This window comes from Kitasatospora sp. NPDC089797 (assembly GCF_040684795.1).
In the GTDB taxonomy this organism is placed as follows: Bacteria; Actinomycetota; Actinomycetes; order Streptomycetales; family Streptomycetaceae; genus Kitasatospora.
Window position 1 is genome coordinate 41,291 of sequence record NZ_JBFBGS010000045.1, and the last position, 26,741, is coordinate 68,031.

The window sequence follows — 26,741 nt, forward strand, 5'->3', positions numbered from 1 at the left end:
TCCGGGTGTTCCCAACCGACATTCTGACGCGTGGGTACGGCGGAGACGGCGCGGACGGGATCAATAGTGCTCAGAACGGAACCTCTGGCAGCGTCGGGAGCGCGGCCTCGCTGTTCGACGGTGCCGGTCAAGCGGGGCACGCTCAACTCACCTGGAGCTGACCGGCTGCCGTAGTCGGGGCAGACGGGGCTAGGCCGTGTGTCGAAAATAGATCTTGGGCTGTGGATGATCTCAGTCCATGGGGCGGGGAGATCTCACAGACGAGCAGTGGGCGGTACTGGAGTCGTTGTTGCCGAAGGGCACGAGAGCGGGGCGGCCCCCCGTCTGGCCTCGGCGGCAGTTGATCGACGGCATACGGTTCCGTGTGCGAACCGGGGTGCCGTGGCGGGACGTGCCCGTCGAGTACGGGCCATGGGGCCGGATCTACGACCTGTTCCGTCGGTGGCAACGGGATGGCACCTGGCACCACATCTTCACCCGGCTCCAGTCGCTGGCCGACGCGAAGGGCATGATCGTTTGGGACCTGAGCGTTGACTCCACGGTGTGTCGCGCCCATCAGCATGCGGCCGGGGCCCGCAAGCGGGGTGACCTGCAGAAGGAACCACCGGGCGGGGTCTTCATCGAGCCTGATGATCACGGACTGGGACGCTCGCGTGGCGGCTTCACCACCAAGCTGCACCTAGCCGTCGAGCAGGGCCAGAAGCCCATGTCGATCCTGGTGACAGCGGGGCAGTGCGGTGACTCGCCGCAGTTCGAGCCCGTGCTGGAGAAGGTCCGCGTGCCCCGCATCGGACCGGGCCGGCCACGAGTTCGCCCCAATCGCGTGCGGGCGGACAAGGCTTACGCCTCCCGGAAGAACCGCGCCTACCTGCGCCGTCGGGGGATCCGTTGCACCATCCCAGAGAGAGCCGACCAGATGCGCAACCGGCAGAAGCTCGGCTCGCGCGGAGGCCGGCCCCCGCGCTTCGACAGAGCCGACTACCGCGAGCGTCACGCGGTCGAGTGCGGGATCAACCGCCTCAAGAGGCACCGCGCCGTCGCTATGCGATTCGACAAGCTGGCAGTTCGCTACGAAGCGACCGTCCTCGTGGCGACCGTCGATGAGTGGCTGTGACCTGTCGCGCCAGCGACGATCAGGCACCCTCCTTGACGGCCACAGCCGGGATCGACGGATCCCCAGGGTGGCGTGCGGGGATGGATGTGGGCGGCTGGATGATCGTTGTTCGCCGATCCACGAGACGGCCGCGATCCGGTCACACTGCCGGTCCACCCCAGCCAATCCCGATAGCCCACAGTAACTGATGCGCAACTTCAGGTAAGGTCCCCTCGTCAGGTGGCCCTTGCGCACTGCGGGAGATGAGACGCATGAGTACGAATGACATGGTGGCCTTGATGCTGACCGGCGATGATCTGCTCGTCAGGCTGAATGGGCAGACGCTTTTCAGGCAGGAGGCCGTGATCAACCATGGTCCCGACGGCGAGTTGGTCACAGGGCTAGAGGCGCACCCTGTACCTGAGGGGTCTCTCTTCCATGAGTTCAACCGCGTGAAAGAGCCGGCACGGCACTGCGTCCAGGCCGGGGTGATCGCCGATCTTCAGGCCCTGAAGCTGCTCCTCGCCCACGTCGGCAAGCTGACCGCAGCTCAGCAGGCAACGGTGGCCCTGGTCGTCGTGGTGTTGCCCGACAGGGGCTACGACCGCGACCGTGCGGCATGGAGGGACCTGGTCAAGGAACCGTGGGGCGCCGATGTGAAGGTGATGGTCCGGTCCGAGAGCCAGCTGACCATCTTCCGCTCGGATGCGCCCTTCACCGGCTCGCGGGGGGCCTTCCTGGGCATTATCGGCCCCTCCTACACAACATGCGCTGTCTACGCCAAGGAAAAGCTGGTCGTGTCTTCCTCGCATGCTGTGACGAGCACAGGGCCCATTTCTTCCAAAGAGGAGCGCCTGAAGGAATTCGCCAAAACGGTGAAGAAGACGATCGACGAGGCAGGCACCGCATACACGGAGACACTCAAGAGTTTCGGGCTGACCGTGCTGAATGTCGACAAGGTTCGCCCCGGTGAGAGGTTGGTCAGTGAAACGGACCTCAAGAAGGAGCTCTCGGTGGACCGTTTCGTCATGTACCGGCTGACTGCAAACGCTGCGATCCTTGACGTGATCGCCAACTTCGAGGCATCCAAGGAGCACTACATCAGCACCTGGGACAGCGGGGGTTGGGGCAGCGATCCGCTCCAGTAGCCGACCTCAGGACCGGCGGGTACGGGCGACAACTGCCACCCGTACCCGCGAGCGGCAGGCACTTCCGATACACGGCCTAGCCCTGGTAAGACCGAAGCCTCGGCTCCACGGTCTCCCCAAGCGTCGGGGCGGCCATGGAGCCGAGGGCACGGACTAGTGATCAGCGTGAACACGAGCGAGAAGCCACATCCGCAGCCTGCCCTGTTCAGCAAGCGGCCGCGCTGAGATCAGCGCGGCCGCCTTCACGGAACGTAACTACGTCACCCGCCAGCTAGGCCCGGCGGCCCCGGGACTGCCAGGCAAACGCGCCCATCAGAGTCGTCGCAGCCACTACGAGCTCGGTAAGACGCTGCGGGCTGACTCCAGCCGCAAGCACAACGACGACCAGCATCTGCGGCGGGAGCTGCGGAGCCGGCATGGACAGCCTGCGGGGAAGGTAGGTCATGATGGACCTGTCACCTTTCTCGATGAGGGATGTGACGGCCGCCAGCCCCGGAACTGTTGCCGGGAAGCATGGTGAGGGGCTGGCGGAGCCTAGGGTGTTCATTCAGTGGCGACTTCGGCCTCCACGAGCTGGCCGACATGCGCTGCAAGTTCTTGCTTCGCGTCCGCAGGAAGTACGCGGTAAAGGTCCCAAACCTTCTCGACTTCCGACCGCGTGCGCGAATCGTTCATGATCCAGACCAGCAACTGCACACGCTGGCCAGCAGACAGTGCTGCCACCGCCTCACGTGCGCCCTGCGAGTCTTGAGGAATCAGCTGACCCGTGCGTTCTGCGACGTTGCAGGCGGCGCACTGAGTCCGCAGGACCTCCTCGATGAGGCCCTTCGCGGTCCGCGTTTTCATTCGCGCGACGTGCAGAATCGCAGGCCCACGGTCGTCCGACGATGGGTACGACTCCCCTGGGCCGATGCCGCATGTGGTGCACTTGTAGCCGTCACGGCTGAGGATGGCGATCCTCTGGCTGCTCGTCAGCGCCCCACGCGCCGGGCGGGTGACTCCGGGCTCCCAGACGCGACGGCCGACACGCCTAAGGAGGTAGGAGCTTCTGTCCAGGCGGTCGAGCGGTTCGATCTCCCAGTCGAAGGTCCGAAGATCACGCATACGGCGCGAGCCTTGCTGATTCGGAAAGGCGCTGAGGAGGCTTTCCATCGTGAAGCTGTTGCCTTCGCCGATCTCCGAGAACAGCCACAGGGCGACTCGCTTCATCGTCCCAAGCGTCGGATCACGCCAACTGGGCACTTCCAGGTTGTCCGACATGTCCCCCCTTTCGCAGACCGTACCGACCACTGGCAGGACCATAGCGCGATGCGGCAGGCTTCGGCAAGGAGCGGCAAGCTTCGGCAGCGACCGGCAGCTCTGGCGTGCCAAGCAACGAGCCCACACCCACGCTGAGGCTATGAGCGTGATCGTCCTCCTCGAATTCGACGAACCACTGACCGTCCGCGTCATCGGCGCAGGAGAACAGCCGGACGACCAGCAGACCGTCCGGGCCGTCCACGCGGCCCCGAGCGACCCCGACACCCCCCGCGACCCCGGCCCCGTCACTGCGTGCGGCCTGGACACCTCCGGGATGACCATCGAGCCGTGGCAGCCACCGGGGCCCGGGTCACGCTGGTTCCCGCCTCGTTGGTCACGGCTGATCTGCCCTCGGTGCGACGCCACTGTCCGCTCCACCTGAGGCTGGTGCTTCGGGCTCCACCACAGGCAGCGGCACCACCGGGATCTCCCGCCCGGCCTCCAGTAGCCCCAGGTAATTCCTGACCTCCGAGTTGTCGCCGGTCGCGTCAGCGAGTCGGGCAGCCGCGTCGAACGCCCGGGTCTGGATTCGCTTGACCTCTTCGGCCGCATCCTCAACGGGGTACCCAGCGTCCATCAGCATCCGGACCGCCGTCTCCAGGGAGAGCACCCCGTTGGTGTACCCCTTGACCACCTCGTCCAGGACGCCCACGCGGTCGGTCGGGGTGTGCGGCCCCCAGGCGATCCGAGCGGACGACGTCTCCCCCGCCGGCCAGCCATCGGCCTGACCTGCCTGGAACAGGCGCTGCACGAACTTCAGCAACAACCGGTACTTGTGCGCGCGGGCCAGGCGCATAGAGGAGACGAGCGAGTCGAGCGGCCCGAGCGCCAACTGGAGGTTGTAGCCCGACGGGACACTCGAAGGGTCGAGCGTGCCGAGGCCGGCGGCCGTGATCCGCGACGCCGAGGCGATCCGGTCCATCAGGTGCTCGCTACGGGCCCGCAGCTCGGCCAACTGCGGGGACGTGTCGAGGGCGTCCATCCGACCGCTCTCGCCGAGCTGCCACACTGCTCCTGCCCTGACCTGGACCGGAACCGGCTGGCCGGTGGCGCGGTCCCAGGGCAGCTGCGCCCCAGCGAGCCCGATGATCGGAGTGCCGGTCGTGGCGCTCGCGGATGCCGAGTCGGAATCCGTGGCCGCCAGTTCGTCGAGGCCCTGCAACACCTTCGCCAGGATCGACTGGCCCCACCTGTCGCCGCCGTGCGGGATCGTGTTGGTCAGGTGCACCAGCGGGATGAAGTCGATGCGGAGATCCAGCCGGTCGAGAATCTGGCCGTCGGACCGGGTACGCCACCGCGCCTTCGAGCAGTCGAGCCGGTCCACCGTGTTCCCGCGCCGGAGGTCTTCCAGCAGCCACTCGCCGTCGGACAGGTAGCACGTCACCCCAGACGCGCGCTGGGGATCCCATGGGTAGGTGCGCACCGGCCGCCCCACAGTGTCCAGCCGGTCACCGGCAGCGGGCTCCAGCGCGCCGGTGCGCGACGTGCCGGCCTCGATCGACCCGAGCTCCCACGTGATCCTCCGAAGCCGCGCCTTCAGACCGAACACGGGGTCCTCGGGCAACTCCCACGCGAGATGGACACGCGTCGGGAACTCGTTGTCCTGATCGTCATCCCACTGCGGGAAGTAGAACCCCGGGTCGTAAGTGCGCAGCGTAGGAAGGAACTTGTCCCCCTCCCACGCCAGCACGTACACCGCGTCGCCGCTGAGCACCGCCGTACGCTCCGCCTGCTGCATCCGCAGAGCGAACAACTCGTCCTCCGCCCATTGCCGCAGACGCGCCTGAACCGCCGCTGCTTCGACGGCACCCGCGGGCGGATCGTCGTCGTCCGCGCGCTCGGCGCCAGCCACCACCACGTGCTGCTCCGAGCCCAGCAGGTACCCGAGCGCCGTTTCCACCAACTTCGACGGGTCGCCCAACTCCCGGCGCTCCAGAGCGTCATCGTCGCCGGTCGCGGCGGCCATCTGCCCGGCCTGGTTCGAGTCGTAAGCAGCCAAGGCCTTGTACGCGGTCAGGCGCCGCAGATCGTCCTCCGGCAGCCACGTCGCCGCCAGTTCGGGGAACACCGCTCGCCCCGGCCGGTGGGGCTCGTTCATTACGGCCTTGAAGTTCAGCCAGCTCCAGCCATCGATCAAGATCGAGCGCAGGCCCACAGTGCTCTCCAGGCAGTCGGCCCCACGCCGCTGCCAGACTACCGGCCGCCGTCCGGTCGACGGCTACGGCTGCGGCTGCGGCGCGGAGAAGACGCAGCCGACTTCGAAGGCGTTCTGGTCCAACGCGCGCTGCTGGTTGCCGCGGAGCTTCGACCACTCGGCCGCGCACAGCGCACGGGACCGAACCTCGCCCCGCTGGACGATGGCCAGTTGGGCGAGGCGGCCGGCCGCCGTGGACTCCTGCTGCCAACGGTCCCACGCCGGTGTGCCCGGTGCTGGCGTGGCCGCCGCCGGTTCGCTCTCCGGCCAGAGCAGCCACGCTGCGCCGCCGCCCACGGCCAGCACCCCTGCTACTGCTGCGGCCACGAACCGCCCCCTTAGCTTCACGATCCCGACGCTACCAGCGAGGCGGCTTCCAATCACCGGCGAAGTTGACGGATGCTCAGGGCAACGCATGCTCCCACACCGGATATCGGCTTTCCACAGGAATCGTCAAAACGGCAACACTTGACCGTGGATCGACCTAGCCTCGCGACTGCGGTGACGGTCAGTCACCTCACCTCTCCGTTTGCACAGTCACGAAAACGAGAGGGGGTGAGAAGCACATGGCCAAGTTCAAGGCGATCACGACTGCCGTGATCAGGAAGCTACGAACGCCACCGTGGTCCGACCGAGGCAACCAGGGGTTCGTGTACCTGGTCCGCCTGGCGCAGTTCGCAGCTGCCCTGGCAACCATCACGGCCCACTACCACTGGTGACCTCGGCCTCCGCCTACCCAGCGGGCACGGGGCGGCCCCTCGCGGGTCGCCCCGATCCACTCCCGATCAAACGACCGCAGTGGACGATACGGACTACGTTAGCGACAAGTCCGGGGACATGACCAATACTCTCAAGTTTTCGTGCATGCGCTGGCGATGACGCGGCCCAATGCACTAAAGCATCCTCGCAGGCCACCAGCACTTCGCCGATCAATCTATTGATCAGGCAGTCGATCAAAATCCTTATCAGCAAGCTCCTTTGGAGAACTATGAAGGGGGACTCAACATGCCAGACAGGACCTCCGCCGCGCTGAAGAGGCTGGCGCAGGCCAACCGAGGCGTCGCCCGAGCCATGGTGAAGGACTTCCTCGACGGCACCAGTGCCAACGAGATCGCACGGCGGGCTCGGCGCGCGTTCAGCCGACCGATCGTCCTGGAGATACTCAAAGCCGAACTGGCCTTCCAGGAAGCCGCGGAGGCGTTGAACAGCGCCGTCACGCCGTTCGGTGATCTGGCCAGGTACATCGAGCTTGAGAACTCAGACCGGCTCGTAACCGTCGCCATCCCGGGAGTCGTCAACGCAGACCACCGCCTCGGAGACGCGCTAACGATCCAGGTAGTCAAGACGATCACGGACGCCGGACTCCGGCTGCGCCCTTTGAGGGGCTACCCCGCCGATACCGACCCTGCCTTCATCCTGCGCCAAGGCCAGGCTGTCGAGGTTCGGAAGGCGTCTCTGTAGCCCTGCTGGCCACTCGACCTAGGTGTTTGGGCAGCCGCTGGTCGTCGGCCTTCTGCGGTGTCGGCATGGTCGAGTCGAGGAGGAGGCCCCACACCGGTGCGCCCGGCTCCGGCGTGGCCGCCGCCGGTTCGCTCTCCGGCCAGAGCAGCCACGCCGCGCCCCCGCCAGCAGCCAGCACCCCTGCCACGGCTGCGGCTACGAACCGTCCCCTCAGCTTCATGGACCCGAAGCTACCAGCGGGCGGCCACCCGGCCCGGTGTTACGGCGCAGCAGGGGTGCCGGCCGCCGCTTGGGCCGCCTCGGCGATGTCAAGGCGTCGCATCAGCCAGCTGGCGAGCACCAGGGTCTCTGCCGCCTCGGCAAGCTCGTCGGCCTTGTTTGGGCCGTGGGCGCGGGGGTTCCGGAGTGCCTGCATCACGCCGCTGAATATCGCGGCCATGCCGCGCTGCTCGCTCTCCAGGTTTGCGTCCGTTGACCGCGTGACGGTGATCCTCACGTTCGGGGGACTCAGCGCCGCACCCATCAGGTTGTGGCCGTTGCTCGTCAGGCCGGTCAGCTGTTGGACCCGGTGCTCGACCGCCTTATAAGCAGCCAGCACCGCGAAGGCGTACTCGCCCTTCTCCATCAGGCCCGCAGAGACCGCCGCGATCTCCGAGTGCAGGGCGCAGTTGAGGGCGAGTACGGGCAGCGGCTCGGGTTCGGGCTCAACTGCTGCGGTACCGACGGCTTCCTCGACCGTCAGGGCCTCCGGGCGGCCGATGAGCTGCTGACGCAGCTTCCAGTACCCGGACAGGTCGTTGCGGGCAATCCCCGCGAACTTCCTGACCCGCTTGTCGAATGACAGCTCCCAGTAGTCTTCCCGCGCCCGCTCGGACGAGGACGAGTCTGGGTCGCCCCAACGGCCCGGTTGGGCACCGCTAGAGATACTGGTCGCCCACGGCTCGGAGAACGCGACCTGCGCGGCAAGCCCGAGTGTGCGCCGGTCGAGGTGATTTGGATCCCGTCCAGCCGCAAAGGTCTCGAAGTCGATGCTGGGCCGCTGTTTCCCCCACTCCCCTGTTGGCCACCAGTCCCGCTCAACCTCGATGGCCTGTTGGAGAAGCAGGAGCATGATCCTGAGCACGGAAGCGGCCTCAGCACAGTTCGCCAGCCCGGCGGCGGTGAGCTGCACCAGCTGCTCGTCCTGCGGCGTGACTCGCACCCTTGCGTCAATACCCCATACCAGGTCAGGAGGCAGCTGTTGGATCGCCTTCGCCGTATCTATACCCCTCTGATATAGGGAGCGGTCGAGGTCGTCGTAAGTAGGCCACCGCCCGTCGTGGGAGAACCAGGCCCATACCGTTTCCAGCAGCTCGAATCCGTCGTCGCCCTCCGGGCGCGGCATCCCCTCCGGAGCCGTGATGCGCATGTTCCCCACCTGTCGCTCGTCCCTGCTGGACGGCAGGGTATCCGCCGACCGGACCGGGGCGCATCGTGATTCACCGGCGCCAGCTCAGCCGCTGGTCGTCGGCCTTCCGTGGCGGCGGCATGGCCGGGTCGAGGAGGAGGTCCCACACCGCCCAGACCGACGAGTCCAACAGGTCGGGCGAGTCCTCCGTCTCACCGAGGCCCACGAAGGTGGTCTGCTGCTCCTCCAACTCCGCGAAGAGCCGGACCGGTCCGACGTGGTGCGCCCGTGCTTGCTCATACACCTGGGCCACCGGCGCGGACCGGGCGCGCTTGCCGCGAGTTGCGTGCACGATCCGCCAGTTGACGGTCGGGTCAACCTCCATCAGCAGTGCCGGCAGGTAGTCGCCGCCGTTGTTCGCCTCGATGACGACGCAGTCCGCCTGGTGCTGGCGGTAGAGCTCTGCGGCGCGGCGCATCAAGGCGGTCGGGGTGAACCGCTCCTGCTCGGTATGCAGGCTGTGCTGCGGCCACGGATCACGGACGGTCCCGCCTGGCCGTAGACGTTGACCAGAGTGGGGCGAAGGCCCTCACATGCTGTCACCACTTCGGCGAACGGCCTGGTCGGCAAGTCTCATGTTTGCCTGCATGAGGTCTAGTCCGGCGGCGACGTCCGCTCTGGTGACCTCCCACCAGCCTGCCCGGTCGAAGATCCACCAGGACTCCCGGTAGCGAGCGAAGTCCCTGATCGTCTCGCTGAGGAACTGGGCGTCGCCGTCCGAGAGGGCGGCGTCCATGACGGCGTGGCTGAGGTCGGCCATCATGCCCGCGTCGGAGTTGGTCATCTTGTTCCCCCTCACGGCCGGATGTTCGGCTGAATGTTGGGGGCCTGCTGGATCGGTGGCGGTTGGAGTAGGAACGCTGGTTCCACTTGGGCTGCCGACGTGATGGTCCTGACGTCGAGGTCCACCTTCGGCTCCGCTCCGGCGGCCTGGGGAGTGAGGTCGATGGCGGCGAAGTCCGTGGCGAGCTTCGTCCGGATGTCCTCCGCCATCATCTCCCCCGACAGCTCGATGGCGGCACCGACGACGACCGCGGTGGCGGCCAGGCGGGCGAGGTAGTCGGGGCGCTCCTCACGCTGCTCGACGCGAACCTCCACGGTCACCTCGTACGCCTGGGGGTCCTGCTGGTAGACCTCCCACTCGACGGTCAGCTGGTCGACCGGTTCGCCGCGCTCCGCCACGACCACGATCGCCTCGTAGACCTCGCGGCGTGGGCCTTCCTCGAACACCTCGGGATAAAGCCAGGTACTCACCTCCCGGACCTGCTCTGGGTGTTGGAGCAGGTCCGCCAGTACGGCATCCTGGCGCTCAAGGCGGGTCTCGACTCGGACCTCCCCCTCCCCCGCCGGCCTCGCCCGGGGCTCGTACGGCGCCGGGGTGGGCTCGTTGTACTTGGCCACGGGGGCGGCGTGTTCGGTGTGCCGCATCGCCTGGGCGAGGCGGTCGAGCACCGGGTCCGGTCCACGTAGGCCCGGGGTGGCTGTCCGCAGTCGGTCGACGTGCTGTGCGAGGTCGCGGCGGACGGCCGCCTCCTGGACCATGCGGGCGTAACTCGCGATGGCTCGGGGCAGCGGCGCGGCGTCGGCCAGACGGCGCAGGTAGTCGGCGGTGACCCCGGGGATGGCGGTTCGCTGGGCGACCAGCTCCGGCAGCTGGGCGGTCGGGGTGGTCGGGCTGCTGGTCCGCGAGTCGATCAGCGCGGTCAGGACGGCGCGGTGGGTGGGGTGGGCCATGCGGTCGGGGGTGAGGTAGGCGATGTCGTCCAGGCGCTGGCGGTCGCGAAGTGCGGCACCGATGACGGCTTGTTCGGCACGAAGGACGAGGTCGGGGTGGGTCATCGGGTGGTCCTCGACTTCGGTCCAGTGGTGGCTTCCCGGTAGCGGCGGGCGGCGTTGTCGGCCGCGGCCATCCGGGCGGCGGCGTCATCGAGCCGCTCCAGCAGCTCCGGGTTGACGACGCGCAGCCAGTCGCCGTCGATGTCGACGGCCCACCAGGCGTCGGTGAACTTCACGTACTCGGGGATGCCGGGGCTAATCGGCTTGGCGAGGCCGCGGGCCCGGGCGTCGTCCATCTGGGCTGCGGTGAGACGGTCCGGGCTACCGGCTTCGGCGGTGTCGGCGTGGGCGGCCAGCAGTCGGCTGGGGATGCCGGCCCAGGGGTCCGCGTCGGTCCAGCGCTTCTGGAGCTCCCGGTCCTCGGCGGCCGGGAACTCCTGGCCACGGTGGCCTGTTCGGCATGCGGTGGCGTAGACGGCGGTCGCGTTGGCCACCACGGTGCGCAGTTCGGTGTGCCAGTAGCGAGCAGCCTGGCCAACCTGCTGGTCTGGGGCGGCACCGTATATTTCCTCCCGCCAGACCTTGAGGGCCCACAACTCTTCGATTAGGCCGGGGTGTTCGGCCCAGCAGCGCGGCAGCCTGGATTCGACGGCCAGCTCGTAGCGGTCGTGGAGCCAGGTCACCCAGTCACAGAGGCCGCCCCAGGCCGCGATGCGCTCGGGTCCGGTCATCGTGTGCCACTCGACCAACCGGGTGCGGGGGCTCGCCGCGGTGGCGGCCGGCTTGGTGCCGGTGACGGGTCCGGGGGTGGCGCCGTGCCCGCGAGAGCGGCGGATGCGGGCGTGCGGGCGGTGCTTGACCCTTCCGATCGGCGTGATCGCGGGCTCGGTCATGGCTGGTCCTGGAACTGGGTTGGTTGGTGCGGGCTGGCCTCGGCGGGATCGCTTGGGAGCCCGATGTACTGGTGCCTCGTGTCCGTACGGCTGGAGGTCGATTCGGCCTTCCAGTCGGCCATCACGAGATACACGGCTGCGTCGAGCGCTTCGATCGACGTGCTCGGGGTGAGCATGAGCCGCCGGAGGTAGGCGGGGGTGTCCATGGTGTCGGCGATCAGTTGCGCAAGACGGGGCGACAGGTCTTCGGTGCTCCGGCGTACGCGCTGCTCGACGGCGGCGGGGGTGACTGGTTCCGCGTCGGTGTGCAGCGCGAGCATGGCCTCGAAGATGCCGTAGCGGACGTGGGTGGTGAAGGTGTCCACCGGTACCCACTTGCCGAGGTCGTTCAGCTCGCGCGGTCGCTGGATGAGGTAGGCGAGCACCAGGTCCTCGTAGTCCGCGCGTGCCCGGCGCCAGTCGCTGAGGGCCACGAACTTCCCATCGGTGAGCGCCCGGTGCTCGGCCCAGTCGTCCGTCGCCCACGAGGCGGGAACGACCTCCTGGTAGCCGGGACTGAACACGGAGATCACCGGGGCGCCCGTGTGGTCCTCGCCCGCGTGGTAGAGAGCACCGTCGATTCCGCGTACCGGTCCGCTCCACCGCAGGCTGCAGTTGGTCGGGGTCTCTGGGCGGCGGAGCAGGCTGCGGCGGTGCCGCTGGTCGAACCGGGACTCCCACCGCCGGTCGGCATCGGTCTGTGCCACGGCCTGGTACCCGCTCCACACTGGTCGAGCGGTCATGCAGCCTCCTTGATGACGTCGACGTCGCCCGCCCGGTACCGCTTCGACCAGTCGTTGCTCTCTTCGTAGAGCTTGCGGTCGGGGCCCTCGTAGTGGCGCTGCATGCGGACCTTGGTGATGGGGGTGGTGGCGTGGATGACCAGGGCTTCGCGCTTCTCCTCGTCGAGGGTTCGGATCTCGTCCGGGGTGACGGTCTTGCGGTCCTGGAGGGTGGTCTGCATCGTGGTGCCCTGCGCGCCGCTCTGGTAGGTCGTCAGGGACTCTCGGAAGATGCCCGCGAGCTTCGAGAACTCTTCGAGTTCGTCGCCGCCGAGGCCGCCGAGGGCGATCTTGACGGTGGAGCTTCCCCAGAGCATCTCGGCCCCTTCGCGGCCCCAGACCTTGCGGGCCTGTGCCATGTTCTGGAAGACGGCGACGGTGAAGATGCCCGAGCCGCCGGCGAAGGACATCAGGTCGGGCAGGTTCGGCAGCGGGGTGACGTTGGCGACCTCGTCCAGAAGCGCGCCCATCGGCGGGTCGAGTCGGCCGCCGGGCGAGCGGTCGGCGAGGCGCTTGGCGGTGCCGAAGACCTCGGAGACGAAGGCGGAGATCAGGGGGGCGAGCGCGGTGGCGTCTTCCTTGTCGACCAGGAGGTAGATGGTGCCGTTGCTGCGCAGCCAGTCCTCGATGTCGATGCCCTTGCCGGCCTTGGGGACGAAGGTGGCTCGGGCCAGCGGCGAGAAGAGGGGCGTCAGCGCGGTCTGCACGGTGGCGAAGAGGTTCGCCCGGGTGTCACCGGGGTTGCGGTAGAGGCCGTCGAGCATCTCGGCGACGCCGGGTTCCGCGCGGCGGGACTCGGCGAGCAGCTTGATCGGTTCTTCGAGATGGGCGTTGAAGCCCCAGCGCAGGACGTCCTCCATGCTGCGGCCGGTGATCGCTGCGGCGTGCAGCCAACCGGCGAGCAGGGAGGTCGCGGTGGCGCCGAAGAAGCCCGCGCCGCTGGAGTCGGTGGTCTCGCTCTTGCCGATCTTGACCATGAGGTCGGCTCTCTGCATGGCCTTGCCGAAGTCCTCGCAGCCGCTGGTGGGCGACCACTGCACCTGGTCGGGCCACTCGACCATGCCGGTCGGCAGCATCGCCAGGGTCGGGCCAAGGCCGCGTCGGATCAGCGCAGTCGCGTCGAGAACGTCGGCTCGGACACTGGTGATGAGCATGGGTCCGCGCCACGCACGAATCCAGGGGATGATCACCTGGCTGGTCTTGCCCTGGCGCGGGGCGGCCAGCATCAGCACGGAGTTCTCGATGCAGACCCAGAGCAGCATGCCCGCCAGGGTGCGGCCGAGCTGCACGGCGGCGTCGGCGGCGGTGATCCGGTGGCCCTTGAGCGAGGGCCGGACGATGGGCCCGCGCTTGACCACCGCGGCGGCGGACAGGGTCTTCGACAGCTGGGAGACGGAGGCGAAGCCGCGCACCGAACGGCTCCGCCGGAGACGGCGCAGGGCGAAGGCGCCTGCGGCGACCATCGTGCTGGCGACGATCGCGGCGGCGACGGCGAAGCCGGCCGGGCCGGGCAGGTCGCGGCGGACCGGCTCGGGCCAGGCCGTCTTGGGGTCGTCCAGGTGGTGCGGGATCTGCTTGGCGACGCTGAACGCGTCGCCGAACGGGACCGCTGGCCAGGCGGCGTGGGTGATCAGCCCGGCGACCTGGCCGGTGGCCCAGGTCCCCACGGCGACGGTGACCGCCACGATGATCAGCAGGACGATCAGGTAGTCCGCGGGGCCGTCCAGCACCGGCCGCCGCGCGACCGTGGCGTTCGAGGCGGAGGCCATCTCACACAGCCATCTTCTCGTTGGTGTAGTACAACTGGCGTTCGACCGGACTCAAGATCGTCTGCACCACGTGGCTGGAGTTCCTGCCGATCTTCCAGATCGCGCGACCGATCTGTTCACCGCTCCAAGACGCGATGTGCGCGCACTCGGTGTCGGTCAGGCCGATCACGTCGCGCGTCATGGCCAAGGGTGCGGTGTCCTGGCGCAGGCAGATCCGCACGTCGCAGCTGGAGATCAGGTTCCGGGCGATGCTGACCTCTTCGCTGCCCTGGGCCCCGACCGCCTCGAAATCGCTCAACCTATGCGTACTCAAGACCTGGATGGTGCCCTGGGCCCGGGAGAGCCGGAGGTCTGAATCGAGCTTGCGGATCATGGCCGGCACGCGCATCGCGCGCCACAGCTCGTCGCGCACGACCAGGCGCACGGGCCCACCCGGCTCGTCGATTGCGGCTTGGCCCCATGAACTGACGCAGGCGAGGGTCATGGCCACGGTCTCGTCGCCGCGGCCGTCGATCCGGGACAGGTCGACGGTCTGGATCGGCGCAGCGAAGTCGGGCCGGACCGTGGTGGGCCCGTCGAACAGGCCGCTGAGGGAGCCCCTGACCATGTTGCCGAGGGCGTCGGCGGCCGGGCGGATCATCTCCCGCAGTTCGGTCACGTCGGTGCCGCGGACGCGCAAGTCCTGGGCCATCTCGGGCAGCGGGTCACGCAGCAGGGCCCAGACCTGCGGGATCGTCGGGTCGGCCAGGTGGCTGGCGCCAGTGGCCTGGCCGGAAGCGTGCTGGATGGCGAGGGAGAGCGCGGCTTCCTCGGTCGGCGTGAGGTTTCGGCCCAGCCGCATGACCAGCAGGGAGGAGAGCAGGGTGATCCGGCGGCGGTGGACCTCCTCCAAGCGCTCGCGCAGTTCCTCCGGGTCGGTGGGCAGGTTGCTGCCGAGCGGGCCGGCGTCCAGCGGGTTCAACCTGTGGCGAAGCCCGGGGCCGAGTTCGACCGGCTCGACGCCGAAGGCTCGGGCCAGCCCGGCGTACTCGTTCTTGATGTCGCCCAGCACGAACGACCGCACGCCGTAGGCGGCCAGGCGGGTCACCAGGGCCTTGATCGTCGCGCTCTTGCCGGTACCGGGAACGCCGGTGATCAGCAGGTTCGGGTTGGTGATCAGCCCCCGGTGGAGCCACTCGATGGGGTGGCAGGCGAAGGCGCCGCCGGACAGGCAGTCGACGCCGATGTAGGCGCCGGCCGCCGGCATGGAAGCGCCGTAGAGCCAGGGGTACAGCCCCTGGACCTGGCCGGTGCTGCCGCGGAAGACCGGGACCTCGGGCATCCTCGGTGCTCGCCCGGCGAAGGGCCGGGCGTAGCCGCGACGGGGCGCGACGGGTTCGCGGCGCTGCTTCGGTGCCTTCCGTACTGCGGGCTTCGGCGCCACGGGCGCCGGGCGGCCGAGCACGTCGGTGAGGTCGAGGGTGGGCAGGTCGGTGGTGGGTCGGCGACGAAACATCACACCGCCCGCTTCTTGGGCAGGCCCATGCCGACCGGGAGCGCGCCGACGGCGAATCCGATGTCCTGGGTGAGCCACATGCGCTGGAGCTCGATGCTGCCGCTGTTGGCGTCGGCCAGCAGCTCGCTGCACGCGTCTTCGAGGTCTGCGGGGTTGGTGACGGTGACGGTGCAGTAGGCGGTGTAGCGGACCATGCCGTGGCCGGCGGCGCGCTCCTGGTCCTGGGCCTCGGCGCGGCGCAGTGCCTGCTTCTCGTGCTCCGGGATGATCTGGCCGGTCTTGTGCCGCATGCTGACGGCGACCTCGCGGGCGGTGCGCTCCTGCATGATCTCGCGTTCGGCGGCGCGCGGACTGCGGGGCTCGTAGTGGATGTTCAGCGACCGGCGGTACTTGCCTTCGCCCAACAGCGGCGCGAGGGCGGTGGAGTACACCTTGTTCTTCGGCCAGCTGTGGACGGAGTAGGTGACCGACACCGCGCCGTCGTGCTCGTACCTGCCGCGCCAGCTGTCGGCGGCGGACGGCCCGGCAGCCGCCGGGGCCACTCCTGCCTCGAAGGGAGCCTCGTCACCGCGCAGGACGGCAGCGGTGGCCGCTGCCCGGCGCTCGGCGAGTACCCGGGTGGAGTCGGGGTCGAACGCGGTCCGCATGACCTCGGCCAGCTCCCGGGGGTTGAGCCAGCTCTCGACCTGGAGGTCCGCGGAGGCGATCGAAGATGTCATGGCCCGAAGGGTGCGGACCAGGACGGCGGCGGCCCCGGCGTCGCCGCCGCCTGCGGCCTTGATGGGGCCCGCGGCTCGGGCGGCGGCCATCGTGATGGCCAGGTACGCCTCCCGCTGGCTGGTGGCCAGGGTCGCGGTGGACAGCAGCGACTTGGTGACGTCGACGGCAACGGTCGGCGCTTGGGAGGCGACGTGGTCGCTGTGCCAGCGCTGGAGTGCGGCGCCGGATTCCGGGACGATGCGCTGGAGGGCCTGAATCCGGATGATGGGATTTCCCTCGGTGCACTGGGAGTTGAGCAGCGCGCCCCAACTGGCCACTCTCTGGTCGCGCCTGTTGGAGTCGGTCAGGCCGATGCCGGGGAAGCGCACCCGGGCGACCGCCGTGTAAGTGCGGTCGAGCTGGTGGTGGATCACTGCGATCGGGGCGCCGCTGCCGCCGTCCGCTTCGAGAATCGTCAGCGGGGCAAGGATTCCGGGCAGGTCCATCTTCGGCTCGTCCGTCTTGGCCGCACGGGGTGCGAAGGCGCCGGAGAGGAACCGATTCTGCCCGCGGAAGCGGAGGATTTCGTAGGACACTGCGGCGACCGCCCATTCATCGACCGTACGGCCGGCGATCCGGACGAACGCGAGTAGGAAGAGGACAAACGACAGGGGCCAGGTCACAAGTCCGGCCCGGATGTAGGAGATTGCGAACGGCCAGATCAGTGCGAGGATGCCGGCACCGAGCATGGCGGCTCGTTGGAGGCTGAGGCCGAAGAGGAAGGCGACCTTCTCCTGCTGCCAGCCGAAGTACGTGCGGGTGGGAGCGGTCTCGGTGCTCATGACTTGTCCCCTCCGTCGGAGTGGTCAGGGCGGGTGGTCTTGGCAGGGAGCTCGGTGGGCCGCACGACCGGGGCCGTCTGGCGGGGCCCACCCGGACGGTCCGCCGGGGCCGGGGCTGGCGCGGGACGTTCCTGGGTCGGCTCGGGCCGCGGGGCGGCCACGAGCTGGCTACCTTGGAGCGGTGCGGCTCCGGCGGCAGGCCGGCTCGCGGGGGCCGGAGCCTGGGCGGGCGCCGAGGGGCCGGATGCGGACGGCGCGTTCCCGGACTCGCCCGGCTGGGTCGCCCACAGCGGGGGACCCAACACAGGGCGAGCTTGAGACGCAGGCTCAGCCGAGGTGCCCGCGCTCACCGCGGCGCCGGTGGGCGGGCCCGCGGGTACCGGGGGCATCTCGATGGTGGGCGGGTCAGAGCGCGGCGGAGCGGCGACCGGTAGGTCCGGGGTGCTGTCCCGGAGCGCCTGCTGGTGATCGGCCTGCGGGCCGACCGGTCCTGCCGTCTCGACCTGCGGCTCCTGCTGGTCCGACCAGTCGGGGGTCGGCTGGTCCGGCAGCAGTCCGCTGGCGGTGGGCAGGGGTGCGCCTGTGTGGCGGTTGACGTACCCGGCGGGCTGCGCCGCGTACGGGTTCGCACCCTGCATCCCCCCGTGGCCGGCCATCTTCTCCATACCTCCGGCCAAACTGTTGACCGCCATCTGTGCGGCCCGGACGCCTGCGGCGGCGATCATCCCGACCGGGCCTGCTGCGGCGCCGACGCCACCAGCCGCAGCGCCACCGGCACCACCAGCGCCACCAGCGGCAGTTCCTCCGCCCTTGCTGGCGAAGCTGCTCATCGTGCGGTTGGCGCTCTCCTGCCCGAAGGAATCCGGGGAGGCGCCGGTTGCGGAACCGCCCGGGGCGCTCAGCCGTCCTCCGGCGAAGCCGAGCAGCGCGGCGAGTCCGGCACCGCCGCCGACCTGGACGCTGGCGAAGGTGAAGAATCGCGCGATGGCCGGCCACGCAAGGGCCGCGAGCAGCAGGATGAGCATCCCCGACAGGGTCGCCTGGAGGTCCTTGGAGTCGCCCGCGATGTTGAAGCCCAAGGCGAAGACCATCGCGATGACCGGCTTGAGGATGATCAGCTGGACGGTGGAGGAGACCAGCTTGGACCACCAGGTCTTGGTGGAGTCGGACACCTGGCCGGCGGCGCTGATCGGCGAGGTGGCGATCAGCACGGCGATCGCGGCGTTGCGCAGGAGCATCTCGAACCAGAGCACCAGCGTCAGCAGGATGCCGATGATGGCGATGATCAGCAGGAGCGAGGCCGCGGTCCCCGGTGTGTAGGAGACCAGCTTGGCGATCTTGTCGCTGAGTGCCTGCTGCCCGCCGAGGGAGTTGTCGACGATGAACTTGGTCAGCTCGTCGCTCGCCACCAGCGCCGTGGAGGCGACGATCAGGGTGAGCATGAAGGCCAGCGCGGCTTTCCCGACGCCTACGGCGGCGGTGGCCAGCGGGCGGCCGTCGTGGGTGATCACCGTACGGATGACCTGCACGATGACCAGGAGGGCCGCGACGAGGCCGGCTATGCCGAGCGAGATCGCATAGACGCTGCGTATCCCGTTGCTGGCGAGGTCGGGGGGCGGGATCTTGACGAAGGCCGCAGCGAAAGTCTTGAGCAGCTCGGTCGCGGCGTCCGCGAACGACTTGCAGATCGAATCCCACGCGCCGCCCGCCACCGTGTTGGCGGCGTCGCCCACGAGGCTGCCGAGAACGGTGTCGCTTGGTCCGGGGATACAGCTGAGGGGATCGCTCAGGCCGCAGGGCATGCGAGCCCCCTGATGGTGGTGGTGGCCATGATCATCGCTTCAATTCCTGCCAGCCTTTGGCCGAGGCTTGGGGGCTGCCCGGCTCGGCGACGAGGCTGGTGTAGTCGGTAGTGGGGTTGCCCGAGGGGGCGGGGATGCGCCAGTCGGTCGCGGACCACGTGAGATCGAGGGGGTAGACGCCCATGCGGGTCTGCATCCCGGTGCCGGGCACGCTGCTGGTGTAGGTGGCCAGCAAGAGGACCTGGACGCTGTCGGGGCCGACCGATCGCACCTGGTACTCGACGGGCGACAGGACGACGGAGGTGCCGGGCGGCAGCTGGCCGCCCGTCGGAAGGCCGAGTCCCTTGCGCGTGGCGACCGGCCCCTTGGCGAGGACGTCAGCGGCGCTGGACCAGGAGTCGACGGCGACGAGCCGGGCGACAGCCGCGGCACGGTCGGGTTCAAGGGTGGAGCCGAGCTGGCGCCAGTACTCGACCGCCGCCGAGACGGCGCCTGCCATGGAATGCGGGTAGCCCAGCTGGACCCCGTTGACGAGGCGCTCTCCACGGACGAGCTGGAGCGGGCCGGTCGACTTGGCGGCGGGCGCCCCGGTGGAGTCCGCGCCGGTGACCGATCCCGGCGGCGGGACGGCGGCCGGCGGCGTGAACACCTCGGGGCCGCGGGGCTCTCTGCTGGACTCGATGGCGACCCCTATGGCGACGAAGGCGAGCAGGCCGACGACGCCAACGAGGAGCAGCGGCAGAATCCGGCGGCGGGGGCGGTCGAGGAACTGGTTCATGACGCGTCCTAGCCCGCGGCGCCGAAGACGGTGTTGACGACCGGGATGGCGCAGGCGGTGACGATGACGCCGCCCAGCGACCAGACCAGGGACCTCTTGCCCTTCTCGGCGGAGTCGGGCCGGTTGCTGAGGTGGCCTATGCCCATCAGGCCGCCGGAGACCACGGCGGCAACGGCGCACGCGATGAGGGCGCCCCACTTCGCGTAGCTGAGCAGGAGGTTCGCACCCTTGCTGCCGTTGGTCGGGTCTGCCGGCGCCGGATTCTGGATATCGGCGAGGTGGTGCACCTCGGCAAGATGCTGAACGGCGTACAGGGCGAAGAACATACCGGGCTCCGGAGTGCGAGGGTGCCAGCGATCCCGCAGGGTCTGCGCTGGCCAGAGGGAGCCGCCCCGGCCCGATCGGGCCTGGGGAGGCGGTGGGCGGCCTTCACCTGGGTTCAGCACGGGACGTCAGTGCTTTTCACTCTGGCTAATCGGCCGTGGTCAAACCATAAACCGACACGAACCGATTACGTCAACTAGAGTGAACGTGACCAGAGTCACCCAGCCACACTCCGTTCACAGTGGTTAATAGACGTCACCGTGCGCAACGATGGGACTTGATCAACAACACGGAGGTCTACGCGCGTCATGTCAGTCGAAGAGTCCACCGCGGACGGTGTCGTTGCGGCTCGCCTGAACCACCTATTCGCCACCGTGCACCCGGCCAGCCGCGGCCCCTACACGAGCCCCGAGGTTGCCAGCGCGATCAACGAGAAGGCCGGCCACCAGGTCCTCAGCGCCACCTACCTGTGGCAGCTCCGCAAGGGCAAACGACAGGACCCAACCCACAGTCGCCTCACGGCACTTGCCGACTTCTTCGGCGTCTCTCCGATGTACTTCTACGAGGACGAGACCGCAAAGCGAACCGACGAACAGCTTCGCCTTGCAGGCGCGCTGCGCAACCCGACGATCAGGCAGCTCGTACTCGACACGGACGGCCTTTCAGAGCAGAGCATGACGGCGATCGCCGCCATGATCCAATCAGCGCGAGCAATGGAAGGGCTCCCCCCCTCCATCCCTACGGCGCAGTAGTCCACGCCACTTCACGCAGCCGTTACAAACCAAGGCGAGCAGCACACTCGCGGCAATCGATCGCATACAGTTCTGCGACATCGGGAGATGGAGCGACCCGCCGACCACAGGTCGCCCGCTCCTAGACCAAGCAACGCCTCCCGATCGGGGAGGCTTTACTTTGGGCAACATCACGATCTGCGACATTCGACCCTCGGGTCGCCTCGCATCTTCGCCCCCAGGTCGGTCGACCCCAAAGATCGCCGAACCCTCAGCGCGCCGGCGTGCACTGCCGACCCCAGGAGAGCTTGAAGGCCCTTCGGCGGCCCTCGACGACCCCACCGATGATGCCGCCATGGCCGGCGCCGCAGCATTCAGCACGATCTTCCCGGACCTTCGCCCCGCGGCCCTCCGGCACTTCGGCTGGCTGAATAGCTAGCCCCCAAGCGACACCCCACACACAACCCCCTCCCGCCGCAGCCTTCCATGCACAGGTGGATTCACTCTGGCTAACAGAGTGAGCCACCCCACGCTCACACCAGTTGACTCGGGGGCCACGCATCGGCTTATTGTTCGCATGAATCCAATTAGCTGATGTGAAACGGCTGCGCACTCTCCCGCGCTCCGACTCAGAGGTGGCATGTGAAGAAGGCAGCCCATCTAGCACTGGCAGGCGTCCTGGCGCCCTTCGGGGTGGCCCTTGGCGTCGCACTCTCCGGCGGAGGAACCGCCTCCGCCACCCCGGCCGTCCCCGGCCCGAACGGCGGATTGGGATGCTTCAAGCCAGTTGCGCCCGGACAGATCGCCGCAGACGGACAGCAACTGAGCACCGAGCAGATCAACAACGGCCAGATCATCTATCAGGTCTCGGTGCAGCTCCAGCTGCCTCCGCAGGCGGCGGTGGTCGCGCTCGCGACCGCCATGCAGGAGTCGTCACTGGAGAACCGCAGCTCTGGAGACCTGGACTCGCTCGGCCTCTTTCAGCAGCGACCGAGCAAGGGGTGGGGTTCGCCCTCGCAGATCATGGACCCGGTGTACGCGGCAAAGGCGTTCTACGCGGAGCTGGCAAAGGTCACTGGCTGGAACACTCTGCCGGTCACCGTGGCAGCCCAACGGGTCCAAAAGAGCGGCTTCCCCGACGCCTATGCGAAGTGGGAGACCACGGCCCGGCAACTGGTGGCCACCTACAGCGGCAGCGCCACAGGCTGCTCACTCGGCAACGGCGACGGCCGGACGACAACCGACGCCACCAACCTCCCCGCCGGCTTCTCCCTACCGGCCGGAACGCCCGTCCAGGTAGTGACCGCGATCAAGTTCGGCATCTCGAAGTTGGGGATGCCCTACCAGTGGGGCGGCACCGGCGATCCGAGCTACGACTGTTCCGGCCTGATGCTCCGCGCGTACGAGGCCGCCGGGATCAAGATCCGCCGGACCACGTTCGAGCAGGTCTTCGACGGGACGCCGGTCTACGCCGCATCGCAGCTCAAGCCAGGTGACCTCATCTTCCTGGCCGGAAGCGACGGCACAGCATCCTCGCCCGGTCATGTCGGGATGTACCTCGGGTCGAACCTCGTCCTGGACGCGCCGCGGACGGGTAAGAACATCCAGATCACCAACTTCACCGGCGGATACTGGGACAAGCAAGCAGTGGTCTTCCGGCGGATCGTTCCGTCCTGATGCGGGCACCGGCTACGTTCCCTCCATCAGCACGCCCGTCGACGTCTCCCAGGAACCCACCGGAGCGCACTCACACGCGCGGGCGACTCACGTGGCAGCGCGCTGATCGCCGAGGGCGTACCCCGGTGCTCTCAGCTCAGCAGATGGAACCGGAGAGCGTCCCGCATGCCCCTCCCCCGAACTCGGGCGCGCGAATTCGCACTCACACAGCCAAACCGGCCCGCGCCACAAGCGGTCGCGAACACGTGCCCGTTGAGCGTGCCTTTCGGCGTACTTCCGTAGCTGGCCTATGACTAATCGTATTCATATGATCCTTTTCTTCTTCTCAGGGCACGAGAGATTCAGGGCTTCTTCATGGCGCACCCCCTCACCTCACTACGGGCCGCGATGGGGCTGTCCCAGCCCGAGTACGCGCGCGTCGTCGCCCGTACCCACGACCAGCTCGGCTTCGGACGGATGGCCGCGCGCCGGGAGAAGATCTCCCGCTGGGAGTCCGGGCGTATCGTTCCCGAGTTCACCGCACAGCTGGCCATAGCGCATCTCCATGGGGTGCCACTGCGTGACGTGCGCCGTCTGGGCTGGCCATGGTGGACACACCTGGCCACCCAGGACACAGCTCTTTTGGAGCAGCCCTTCACCTCCCAGGCTGCCGTGACCGTCCTAACCAGCACGACGCTGCCGGCCGATCCGACCCCAGCACCTGTACAGGTACCCCTTGTGCGCGGCGCGGCGTTGAGGGGTCAGTTGGACAGTGCGCTCGAACGTTTGAGCCGACCACTGTCGGGCCGTACAGCAGACGACCTCGGCGGGCTCTCCGGCCAGGTTGTAGGGATCGAGAGGCGTACGCGTGTTCTGGAGACCCACAATGCTGTCACGCTGCCGGCCAGCATCCTGTACGCTGCCGCGCACGCCGAGCACCGCTTGATCGTCGCTCTCCTCACCCGCGCTGGGCACCACGGCCCGGCGGTGCCCCGTCTGTTCTCGCTGGCCGCTCGCACGGCACTGCTCTGCGGCCGGTTCAGCCAAGCCGTAGGGGAGCCGGCGCGGGCCGAGCGCCACGGACTGGCCGCACTCCGGGCCGCCACCGCAGCCGGGAACCGTGAACTCGCCGCGCGGGCTATGGCTCAACTGGCTCGCTACCAGGTTCTCGCCGGTGGAGCGGACGACGCTCTCACGCTCATCCACGCTGCGCGCAAGGCTGACCCCAGCAGCTCAGTGGCGACACGAGTGGCATTGCACCGCTTCGCTTCCAGTGCACTGGCCATCCTCGGAGACGCCAGAGCAGCCGAAGCCGCGTTCGACCGCGCCGAACAGCACGTGACGGACGCGCCCGACGACGAATCCCTCGGCCTCTGCATCCGCTGCTGCCTCTCGGCCACCCGGGGCGCCATGCTGTGGCACCTGGATCAACCTCGCAGAGCCGCAGAGTACTTCCGCCCACTCACCGACGCCCTGGTCCTGACGTACGACACGGCCCACCAGCCTTTCACAGCACTGTGGCCGCAATACGCGGTCGACATCCACCTGGCACTTCGAGAACTCGACATCGCCGCCGCGCTGGTCCACCACACCATCGACCTCACCGGCGCGCTTCCCCCAGGCCTGGCCCGCGACTACCGCGACAAGCTGAGCTCTCACTGTCACGAACCCGCCATCAGAAGCACTCTCGACCGCCTGAACGACACCGTCAGCTCCAACCCGACCGAAGGGCCCCACTCCAACGACTCGACCAGCAGATGACCGGCTCTCGGCACTTCCAGGAGAATGAGGAACGAGACCCAGAAGCTGCTCCACAGGAACTGGCCAACCGGGCCAGGAGCTGGAAGGTGCAGATGTGGCTGCACCCCCGCCTCGGGATGCGGGTCCGGGCGGACCTGGAGGAGTTCAGACAGGCCAACTGTGACCGCCACGCGGTCGGGGAGCGGTCCAGGGCGTACGGTGCCGCGGTGGCGGAGCTACTGGACCACGCTGGCTGACCCGACCAGCGAGGGGGCCGACCGCTTGCTGGTCTCGCGAAGAAGGCAGAAGGCCGGGGTCCTCGCCGTGAACGGTGAGGACCCCGGCCTTCTGCCTTCTTCTACTCCCGGGTCAGCGTGCCCCTATCAGTGGTGGTCCACTCGTCGCGTTCATCCTGGCCGTCCGAGGGCGGCCATTGGACGTGAACACCTCCGGGACGCACGTCGATGATCAGTCCGCGCAGGTACCGGCCGGAGCCGTCCTTGGTCGTCGCCATCCAGTGCCGGCCTATCCAGGTGGCGGGAGGCTGCGCGGCGTAGCGGTCGTGGGTGGTGTTGTTCATGGTGACTCCTGCGGTGGTGGGGGCGGCTTCGGCGCCGGTCTGTCGGGAGGCGCAGTTCCGGTCACGGCGGGCGGGGCGGGCGCGGGCATCCCGCTGGGCTGGCCGGCTGGCGAGCGGACACGCTGGCCCGCCATGTCGTCATCGCGCGTCCCTGTTCCATCCGCAGCTGTCGCGCACCAGGCCCGTCGAGGCCCAGAGCCTGACGTCGGACGGCCGGTAGCGCCTCAGACCGTCAGTGCTCTCGGTGTACCGGGGGCCGGTGCCCACAGCAGCCAGGTCCCGCAGGTCCGTGCTCGTGATCCCGAGGTACATCGCCGCGTCGTCCACAGACCACCACGGACGACGGCTCGTGCAGTGCTGTCGCTTCATCGCTTGCTCCCCGCGTCGGAGGAGCGGTCGGCCAGCCACACCCGCACGTCGTGCGGGTCGTACCGCCTGCACCGGCCGACCTTGTAGCTCCGCGGTCCGGTGCCCTTCCAGTTCATCTGGTAGATCGTCTGCGTCGGCACGCCCAGGAACTCCGCGAGCTCCTTCAAGGTCCACAACCTGTCCGTCGTACTCATGAGCACTCACATCTCGTCCATGTGTCATTTCGACAACCTTGCTTGTCGTTTGGACAACCGAGATGAGCATCGGACAGCGGCGCACCGGTTGTCAATACGACACTTGAACTTGTCGAAACGACAATCCCAGCTCTATCGTCGCCTGGCCCACTGGCCCGATGGAGGACGGTTGTCGAATCGACACGCACGCCACGCCTCCAAGTTGTCGATTGCGCAATCGAGAAGCGATGAGTAGAGTCGCCGATACGACAAGCAAGGAGGCCAGATGTCGAGCGACTCGGCCCCACCGACCCTGTCGGTGAGCGACGCGGTGGCTCTACGAGTCAAGGAGGCCCGGAATCGGCGCGGGTGGACCATGAAGCAACTAGCAGCCGCCTGCCACGATGTCGGCGCGATCAAGCTGACGGCCCCCGTCCTGGCCAACATCGAGACAGGTCGGCGTGACGCGAACGGCGCTCGGCGGCGCGAGCTGTCGATCGACGAAGTCGTGGCCCTCGCAGTGGCGTTGGACATCTCTCCGATGCATCTGCTGGGCCTTCCGGAAGAGGCCGCGCCCGGCACGGCGGTCCTGCTGACTCCAGAAGTGGCTGTCAGCGACGGCGAGTTGCTGATGGAGTGGCTCTCCGGGCAGAAGGCTTTGCCCCAGAGCGACGCCAGGCAGTTCTACTCGACCGCCATCCAACGGAGGCCGGCTGGCGACAGCCAACAGGCCCTGGCCGACCTCACCAGCTCGGTCCTCCAGGACCGGGCCGCCGCGATGGTCGAGGCGTTCAACTCCGAGATGGCAGCGACCCTGGCGAAGATCAATACCGCGGTTCAGTCGGGCGCCAGCCCGGAGGAGCTCGCCACCCTGCTCAAACCGAGCGAGCCCGGTTCGAAGTAGGACCCGCACCCCCTGCGTCCGGCCCGGCCGCGACGCCAGTTCAGCGAACCCGATTGCGCGACCGACCGGTCCCGCACCCGTACGGGCAGAAAAAGAGGAGACCTTATGACATGCACCCACCAGAGATTGGTAGAAGTCCATGCGCCACGCTCACATCGAGGACCGCGGTAGACACGCGGACTACCAGAAGGCCGTCGCACGCGCCCTCGCGGCGGGCCGCACTCCACCAGCTCGCTACCGCGTTCGCTGGTTCGACGACGCCGGCAACCGTCGGAGCTGGAGCCTCCCGACCCGACGCATTGCCGAAGCTGCAGCCTCGGACCTCTCCCGGGCCCGTGAGCCGATCACACTCAACCGCCTCGTCGACCTCTGGGCCGCGGCGAAGCCGGAACACTACCGCCGACCTCTCGATCGGCACGTTCTGCCCGCTCTCGGGCAGGCGCCCGTCGCCCTGATCTCACGGGTCGACATCCTCCGCGTGGTGAACACGTTGTATGCCGAGGCGCACCTGAGCCCCACGACGATCAACAGGATCTGCGCGACGCTCCGGCAGGTGCTGGCGTCCGGGGTTGAGCACCTCCTCCTACCCAGCAATCCCGCCGACGGCATCCGGATACCGGTCACGAGACAGCCGCGCAAACTCCCCTCACGTCGAATTCAGTTCCTCTCCCCAGCAGAGCACCCCCAGCACCACTAGAAATCCCTTCTCCGAGGCTTCTCGGAGTCCTAGAGCGAAACATGGCTACC

General features: G+C 68.3%; 26 protein-coding genes. 9 read left to right on the forward strand and 17 right to left on the reverse strand.

Translation table 11 applies throughout. The features are described 5' to 3' along the window. The first annotated feature begins 238 nt into the window (after nucleotides 1–238). Together AB0O91_RS30320 and AB0O91_RS30325 are read left to right on the forward strand one after the other, a co-directional pair. On the forward strand, nucleotides 239–1,114 hold the full coding sequence (locus AB0O91_RS30320; RefSeq protein ID WP_363439708.1) for an IS5 family transposase: 876 nt from the start codon (nucleotides 239–241) through the stop codon (nucleotides 1,112–1,114). Between the two features lie 251 nt (nucleotides 1,115–1,365). Further along, the gene (locus AB0O91_RS30325) at nucleotides 1,366–2,241 is read left to right on the forward strand and encodes a hypothetical protein (RefSeq protein WP_363439711.1); all 876 of its coding nucleotides are present in this window, start codon (nucleotides 1,366–1,368) and stop codon (nucleotides 2,239–2,241) included. 543 nt (nucleotides 2,242–2,784) lie between these two features. Here the strand turns inward: AB0O91_RS30325 and AB0O91_RS30330 are convergent. The 3 genes from AB0O91_RS30330 to AB0O91_RS30340 form a co-directional block, all read right to left on the reverse strand. Then, nucleotides 2,785–3,501: a hypothetical protein gene (locus AB0O91_RS30330; RefSeq protein WP_363439713.1), complete on the reverse strand. Its 717-nt coding sequence runs from the start codon at nucleotides 3,499–3,501 to the stop codon at nucleotides 2,785–2,787. A gap of 373 nt (nucleotides 3,502–3,874) precedes the next feature. Next, on the reverse strand, nucleotides 3,875–5,695 hold the full coding sequence (locus AB0O91_RS30335; RefSeq protein ID WP_363439716.1) for a hypothetical protein: 1,821 nt from the start codon (nucleotides 5,693–5,695) through the stop codon (nucleotides 3,875–3,877). A gap of 63 nt (nucleotides 5,696–5,758) precedes the next feature. Then, nucleotides 5,759–6,061, reverse strand: a complete 303-nt coding sequence (locus tag AB0O91_RS30340) for a hypothetical protein (protein WP_363439719.1) — start codon at nucleotides 6,059–6,061, stop codon at nucleotides 5,759–5,761. 239 nt (nucleotides 6,062–6,300) lie between these two features. On the opposite strand from AB0O91_RS30340, the gene AB0O91_RS30345 reads away from it, so the two are divergent. After that, complete coding sequence (locus AB0O91_RS30345; RefSeq protein WP_363439721.1) at nucleotides 6,301–6,453, forward strand: hypothetical protein; 153 nt, start codon at nucleotides 6,301–6,303, stop codon at nucleotides 6,451–6,453. A 286-nt stretch (nucleotides 6,454–6,739) separates the two neighbouring features. Continuing rightward, nucleotides 6,740–7,195 (forward strand): hypothetical protein, encoded by a 456-nt coding sequence (locus AB0O91_RS30350; protein WP_363439724.1) that lies wholly within the window; start codon nucleotides 6,740–6,742, stop codon nucleotides 7,193–7,195. Between the two features lie 259 nt (nucleotides 7,196–7,454). Here AB0O91_RS30350 and AB0O91_RS30355 read toward each other — a convergent pair whose 3' ends face one another. The 12 genes from AB0O91_RS30355 to AB0O91_RS30410 all read right to left on the reverse strand — a co-directional run bounded on the left by AB0O91_RS30355 (nucleotide 7,455) and on the right by AB0O91_RS30410 (nucleotide 19,843). Further along, nucleotides 7,455–8,603 carry a TIGR02391 family protein gene (locus AB0O91_RS30355; RefSeq protein WP_363439727.1) on the reverse strand — a complete coding sequence of 383 codons (1,149 nt, stop codon included), beginning with the start codon at nucleotides 8,601–8,603 and terminating at the stop codon, nucleotides 7,455–7,457. Nucleotides 8,604–8,673: 70 nt separating this feature from the next. Further along, nucleotides 8,674–9,099: a hypothetical protein gene (locus tag AB0O91_RS30360; RefSeq protein WP_363439815.1), complete on the reverse strand. Its 426-nt coding sequence runs from the start codon at nucleotides 9,097–9,099 to the stop codon at nucleotides 8,674–8,676. A 72-nt stretch (nucleotides 9,100–9,171) separates the two neighbouring features. Continuing rightward, complete coding sequence (locus AB0O91_RS30365) at nucleotides 9,172–9,426, reverse strand: hypothetical protein (protein WP_363439730.1); 255 nt, start codon at nucleotides 9,424–9,426, stop codon at nucleotides 9,172–9,174. Nucleotides 9,427–9,437: 11 nt separating this feature from the next. Beyond that, nucleotides 9,438–10,481 carry a DnaB-like helicase N-terminal domain-containing protein gene (locus AB0O91_RS30370; RefSeq protein WP_363439733.1) on the reverse strand — a complete coding sequence of 348 codons (1,044 nt, stop codon included), beginning with the start codon at nucleotides 10,479–10,481 and terminating at the stop codon, nucleotides 9,438–9,440. After that, a complete protein-coding gene (locus AB0O91_RS30375; RefSeq protein ID WP_363439735.1) occupies nucleotides 10,478–11,311 on the reverse strand; it encodes a hypothetical protein in 834 nt (277 codons plus the stop codon). Before AB0O91_RS30375 ends, AB0O91_RS30370 begins: the two co-directional genes overlap by 4 nt. Next, the gene (locus AB0O91_RS30380; RefSeq protein ID WP_363439738.1) at nucleotides 11,308–12,093 is read right to left on the reverse strand and encodes a DnaB-like helicase N-terminal domain-containing protein; all 786 of its coding nucleotides are present in this window, start codon (nucleotides 12,091–12,093) and stop codon (nucleotides 11,308–11,310) included. The genes AB0O91_RS30375 and AB0O91_RS30380 overlap by 4 nt, the downstream gene beginning before the upstream one ends. Continuing rightward, nucleotides 12,090–13,901 carry a TraM recognition domain-containing protein gene (locus AB0O91_RS30385; RefSeq protein ID WP_363439741.1) on the reverse strand — a complete coding sequence of 604 codons (1,812 nt, stop codon included), beginning with the start codon at nucleotides 13,899–13,901 and terminating at the stop codon, nucleotides 12,090–12,092. The genes AB0O91_RS30380 and AB0O91_RS30385 overlap by 4 nt, the downstream gene beginning before the upstream one ends. A 1-nt stretch (nucleotide 13,902) precedes the next feature. Then, the gene (locus AB0O91_RS30390; protein WP_363439744.1) at nucleotides 13,903–15,396 is read right to left on the reverse strand and encodes a type VI secretion protein; all 1,494 of its coding nucleotides are present in this window, start codon (nucleotides 15,394–15,396) and stop codon (nucleotides 13,903–13,905) included. After that, a complete protein-coding gene (locus AB0O91_RS30395) occupies nucleotides 15,396–16,937 on the reverse strand; it encodes an SCO6880 family protein (RefSeq protein WP_363439747.1) in 1,542 nt (513 codons plus the stop codon). The genes AB0O91_RS30390 and AB0O91_RS30395 overlap by 1 nt, the downstream gene beginning before the upstream one ends. Then, entirely contained in the window at nucleotides 16,934–18,739 is a 1,806-nt protein-coding gene (locus AB0O91_RS30400) for a conjugal transfer protein TrbL family protein (RefSeq protein ID WP_363439750.1), read from the reverse strand. The genes AB0O91_RS30395 and AB0O91_RS30400 overlap by 4 nt, the downstream gene beginning before the upstream one ends. Before the next feature lie 31 nt (nucleotides 18,740–18,770). Then, nucleotides 18,771–19,517: a hypothetical protein gene (locus AB0O91_RS30405; protein ID WP_363439752.1), complete on the reverse strand. Its 747-nt coding sequence runs from the start codon at nucleotides 19,515–19,517 to the stop codon at nucleotides 18,771–18,773. A gap of 8 nt (nucleotides 19,518–19,525) precedes the next feature. Next, a complete protein-coding gene (locus tag AB0O91_RS30410) occupies nucleotides 19,526–19,843 on the reverse strand; it encodes a hypothetical protein (RefSeq protein WP_363439755.1) in 318 nt (105 codons plus the stop codon). A 306-nt stretch (nucleotides 19,844–20,149) separates the two neighbouring features. Here AB0O91_RS30410 and AB0O91_RS30415 point away from each other — a divergent pair, with 306 nt between their 5' ends. From AB0O91_RS30415 to AB0O91_RS30425, 3 genes are all read left to right on the forward strand, one after another. Continuing rightward, on the forward strand, nucleotides 20,150–20,593 hold the full coding sequence (locus tag AB0O91_RS30415; protein ID WP_363439758.1) for a helix-turn-helix domain-containing protein: 444 nt from the start codon (nucleotides 20,150–20,152) through the stop codon (nucleotides 20,591–20,593). 621 nt (nucleotides 20,594–21,214) lie between these two features. Further along, nucleotides 21,215–22,249 (forward strand): C40 family peptidase, encoded by a 1,035-nt coding sequence (locus AB0O91_RS30420; RefSeq protein WP_363439761.1) that lies wholly within the window; start codon nucleotides 21,215–21,217, stop codon nucleotides 22,247–22,249. 354 nt (nucleotides 22,250–22,603) lie between these two features. After that, entirely contained in the window at nucleotides 22,604–23,989 is a 1,386-nt protein-coding gene (locus AB0O91_RS30425) for a hypothetical protein (RefSeq protein ID WP_363439764.1), read from the forward strand. Nucleotides 23,990–24,326: 337 nt separating this feature from the next. Here the strand turns inward: AB0O91_RS30425 and AB0O91_RS30430 are convergent, their stop codons facing one another. Together AB0O91_RS30430 and AB0O91_RS30435 are read right to left on the reverse strand one after the other, a co-directional pair. Continuing rightward, a complete protein-coding gene (locus AB0O91_RS30430; RefSeq protein ID WP_363439766.1) occupies nucleotides 24,327–24,548 on the reverse strand; it encodes a hypothetical protein in 222 nt (73 codons plus the stop codon). A gap of 365 nt (nucleotides 24,549–24,913) precedes the next feature. Next, nucleotides 24,914–25,084, reverse strand: a complete 171-nt coding sequence (locus AB0O91_RS30435; RefSeq protein ID WP_363439769.1) for a helix-turn-helix domain-containing protein — start codon at nucleotides 25,082–25,084, stop codon at nucleotides 24,914–24,916. Nucleotides 25,085–25,376: 292 nt separating this feature from the next. Here AB0O91_RS30435 and AB0O91_RS30440 point away from each other — a divergent pair, with 292 nt between their 5' ends. Both AB0O91_RS30440 and AB0O91_RS30445 read left to right on the forward strand, forming a co-directional pair. Beyond that, complete coding sequence (locus AB0O91_RS30440; RefSeq protein ID WP_363439772.1) at nucleotides 25,377–25,994, forward strand: helix-turn-helix transcriptional regulator; 618 nt, start codon at nucleotides 25,377–25,379, stop codon at nucleotides 25,992–25,994. Between the two features lie 139 nt (nucleotides 25,995–26,133). After that, a complete protein-coding gene (locus AB0O91_RS30445) occupies nucleotides 26,134–26,691 on the forward strand; it encodes a hypothetical protein (RefSeq protein WP_363439775.1) in 558 nt (185 codons plus the stop codon). Nucleotides 26,692–26,741 lie beyond the last annotated feature (50 nt).

What these genes read in the sequence shown, in the direction of transcription:
- AB0O91_RS30395 (WP_363439747.1), bottom strand. Translation starts at nt 16,937, where the DNA reads ATGAGCACCGAGACCGCTCCCACCCGCACGTACTTCGGCTGGCAGCAG.
- AB0O91_RS30365 (WP_363439730.1), bottom strand. Translation starts at nt 9,426, where the DNA reads ATGACCAACTCCGACGCGGGCATGATGGCCGACCTCAGCCACGCCGTC.
- AB0O91_RS30380 (WP_363439738.1), bottom strand. Translation starts at nt 12,093, where the DNA reads ATGACCGCTCGACCAGTGTGGAGCGGGTACCAGGCCGTGGCACAGACC.
- AB0O91_RS30320 (WP_363439708.1), top strand. Translation starts at nt 239, where the DNA reads ATGGGGCGGGGAGATCTCACAGACGAGCAGTGGGCGGTACTGGAGTCG.
- AB0O91_RS30430 (WP_363439766.1), bottom strand. Translation starts at nt 24,548, where the DNA reads ATGAACAACACCACCCACGACCGCTACGCCGCGCAGCCTCCCGCCACC.
- AB0O91_RS30370 (WP_363439733.1), bottom strand. Translation starts at nt 10,481, where the DNA reads ATGACCCACCCCGACCTCGTCCTTCGTGCCGAACAAGCCGTCATCGGT.
- AB0O91_RS30330 (WP_363439713.1), bottom strand. Translation starts at nt 3,501, where the DNA reads ATGTCGGACAACCTGGAAGTGCCCAGTTGGCGTGATCCGACGCTTGGG.
- AB0O91_RS30350 (WP_363439724.1), top strand. Translation starts at nt 6,740, where the DNA reads ATGCCAGACAGGACCTCCGCCGCGCTGAAGAGGCTGGCGCAGGCCAAC.
- AB0O91_RS30375 (WP_363439735.1), bottom strand. Translation starts at nt 11,311, where the DNA reads ATGACCGAGCCCGCGATCACGCCGATCGGAAGGGTCAAGCACCGCCCG.
- AB0O91_RS30400 (WP_363439750.1), bottom strand. Translation starts at nt 18,739, where the DNA reads ATGCCCTGCGGCCTGAGCGATCCCCTCAGCTGTATCCCCGGACCAAGC.
- AB0O91_RS30325 (WP_363439711.1), top strand. Translation starts at nt 1,366, where the DNA reads ATGAGTACGAATGACATGGTGGCCTTGATGCTGACCGGCGATGATCTG.
- AB0O91_RS30385 (WP_363439741.1), bottom strand. Translation starts at nt 13,901, where the DNA reads ATGGCCTCCGCCTCGAACGCCACGGTCGCGCGGCGGCCGGTGCTGGAC.
- AB0O91_RS30445 (WP_363439775.1), top strand. Translation starts at nt 26,134, where the DNA reads ATGCGCCACGCTCACATCGAGGACCGCGGTAGACACGCGGACTACCAG.
- AB0O91_RS30415 (WP_363439758.1), top strand. Translation starts at nt 20,150, where the DNA reads ATGTCAGTCGAAGAGTCCACCGCGGACGGTGTCGTTGCGGCTCGCCTG.
- AB0O91_RS30410 (WP_363439755.1), bottom strand. Translation starts at nt 19,843, where the DNA reads ATGTTCTTCGCCCTGTACGCCGTTCAGCATCTTGCCGAGGTGCACCAC.
- AB0O91_RS30355 (WP_363439727.1), bottom strand. Translation starts at nt 8,603, where the DNA reads ATGCGCATCACGGCTCCGGAGGGGATGCCGCGCCCGGAGGGCGACGAC.
- AB0O91_RS30345 (WP_363439721.1), top strand. Translation starts at nt 6,301, where the DNA reads ATGGCCAAGTTCAAGGCGATCACGACTGCCGTGATCAGGAAGCTACGA.
- AB0O91_RS30390 (WP_363439744.1), bottom strand. Translation starts at nt 15,396, where the DNA reads ATGTTTCGTCGCCGACCCACCACCGACCTGCCCACCCTCGACCTCACC.
- AB0O91_RS30405 (WP_363439752.1), bottom strand. Translation starts at nt 19,517, where the DNA reads ATGAACCAGTTCCTCGACCGCCCCCGCCGCCGGATTCTGCCGCTGCTC.
- AB0O91_RS30425 (WP_363439764.1), top strand. Translation starts at nt 22,604, where the DNA reads ATGGCGCACCCCCTCACCTCACTACGGGCCGCGATGGGGCTGTCCCAG.
- AB0O91_RS30440 (WP_363439772.1), top strand. Translation starts at nt 25,377, where the DNA reads ATGTCGAGCGACTCGGCCCCACCGACCCTGTCGGTGAGCGACGCGGTG.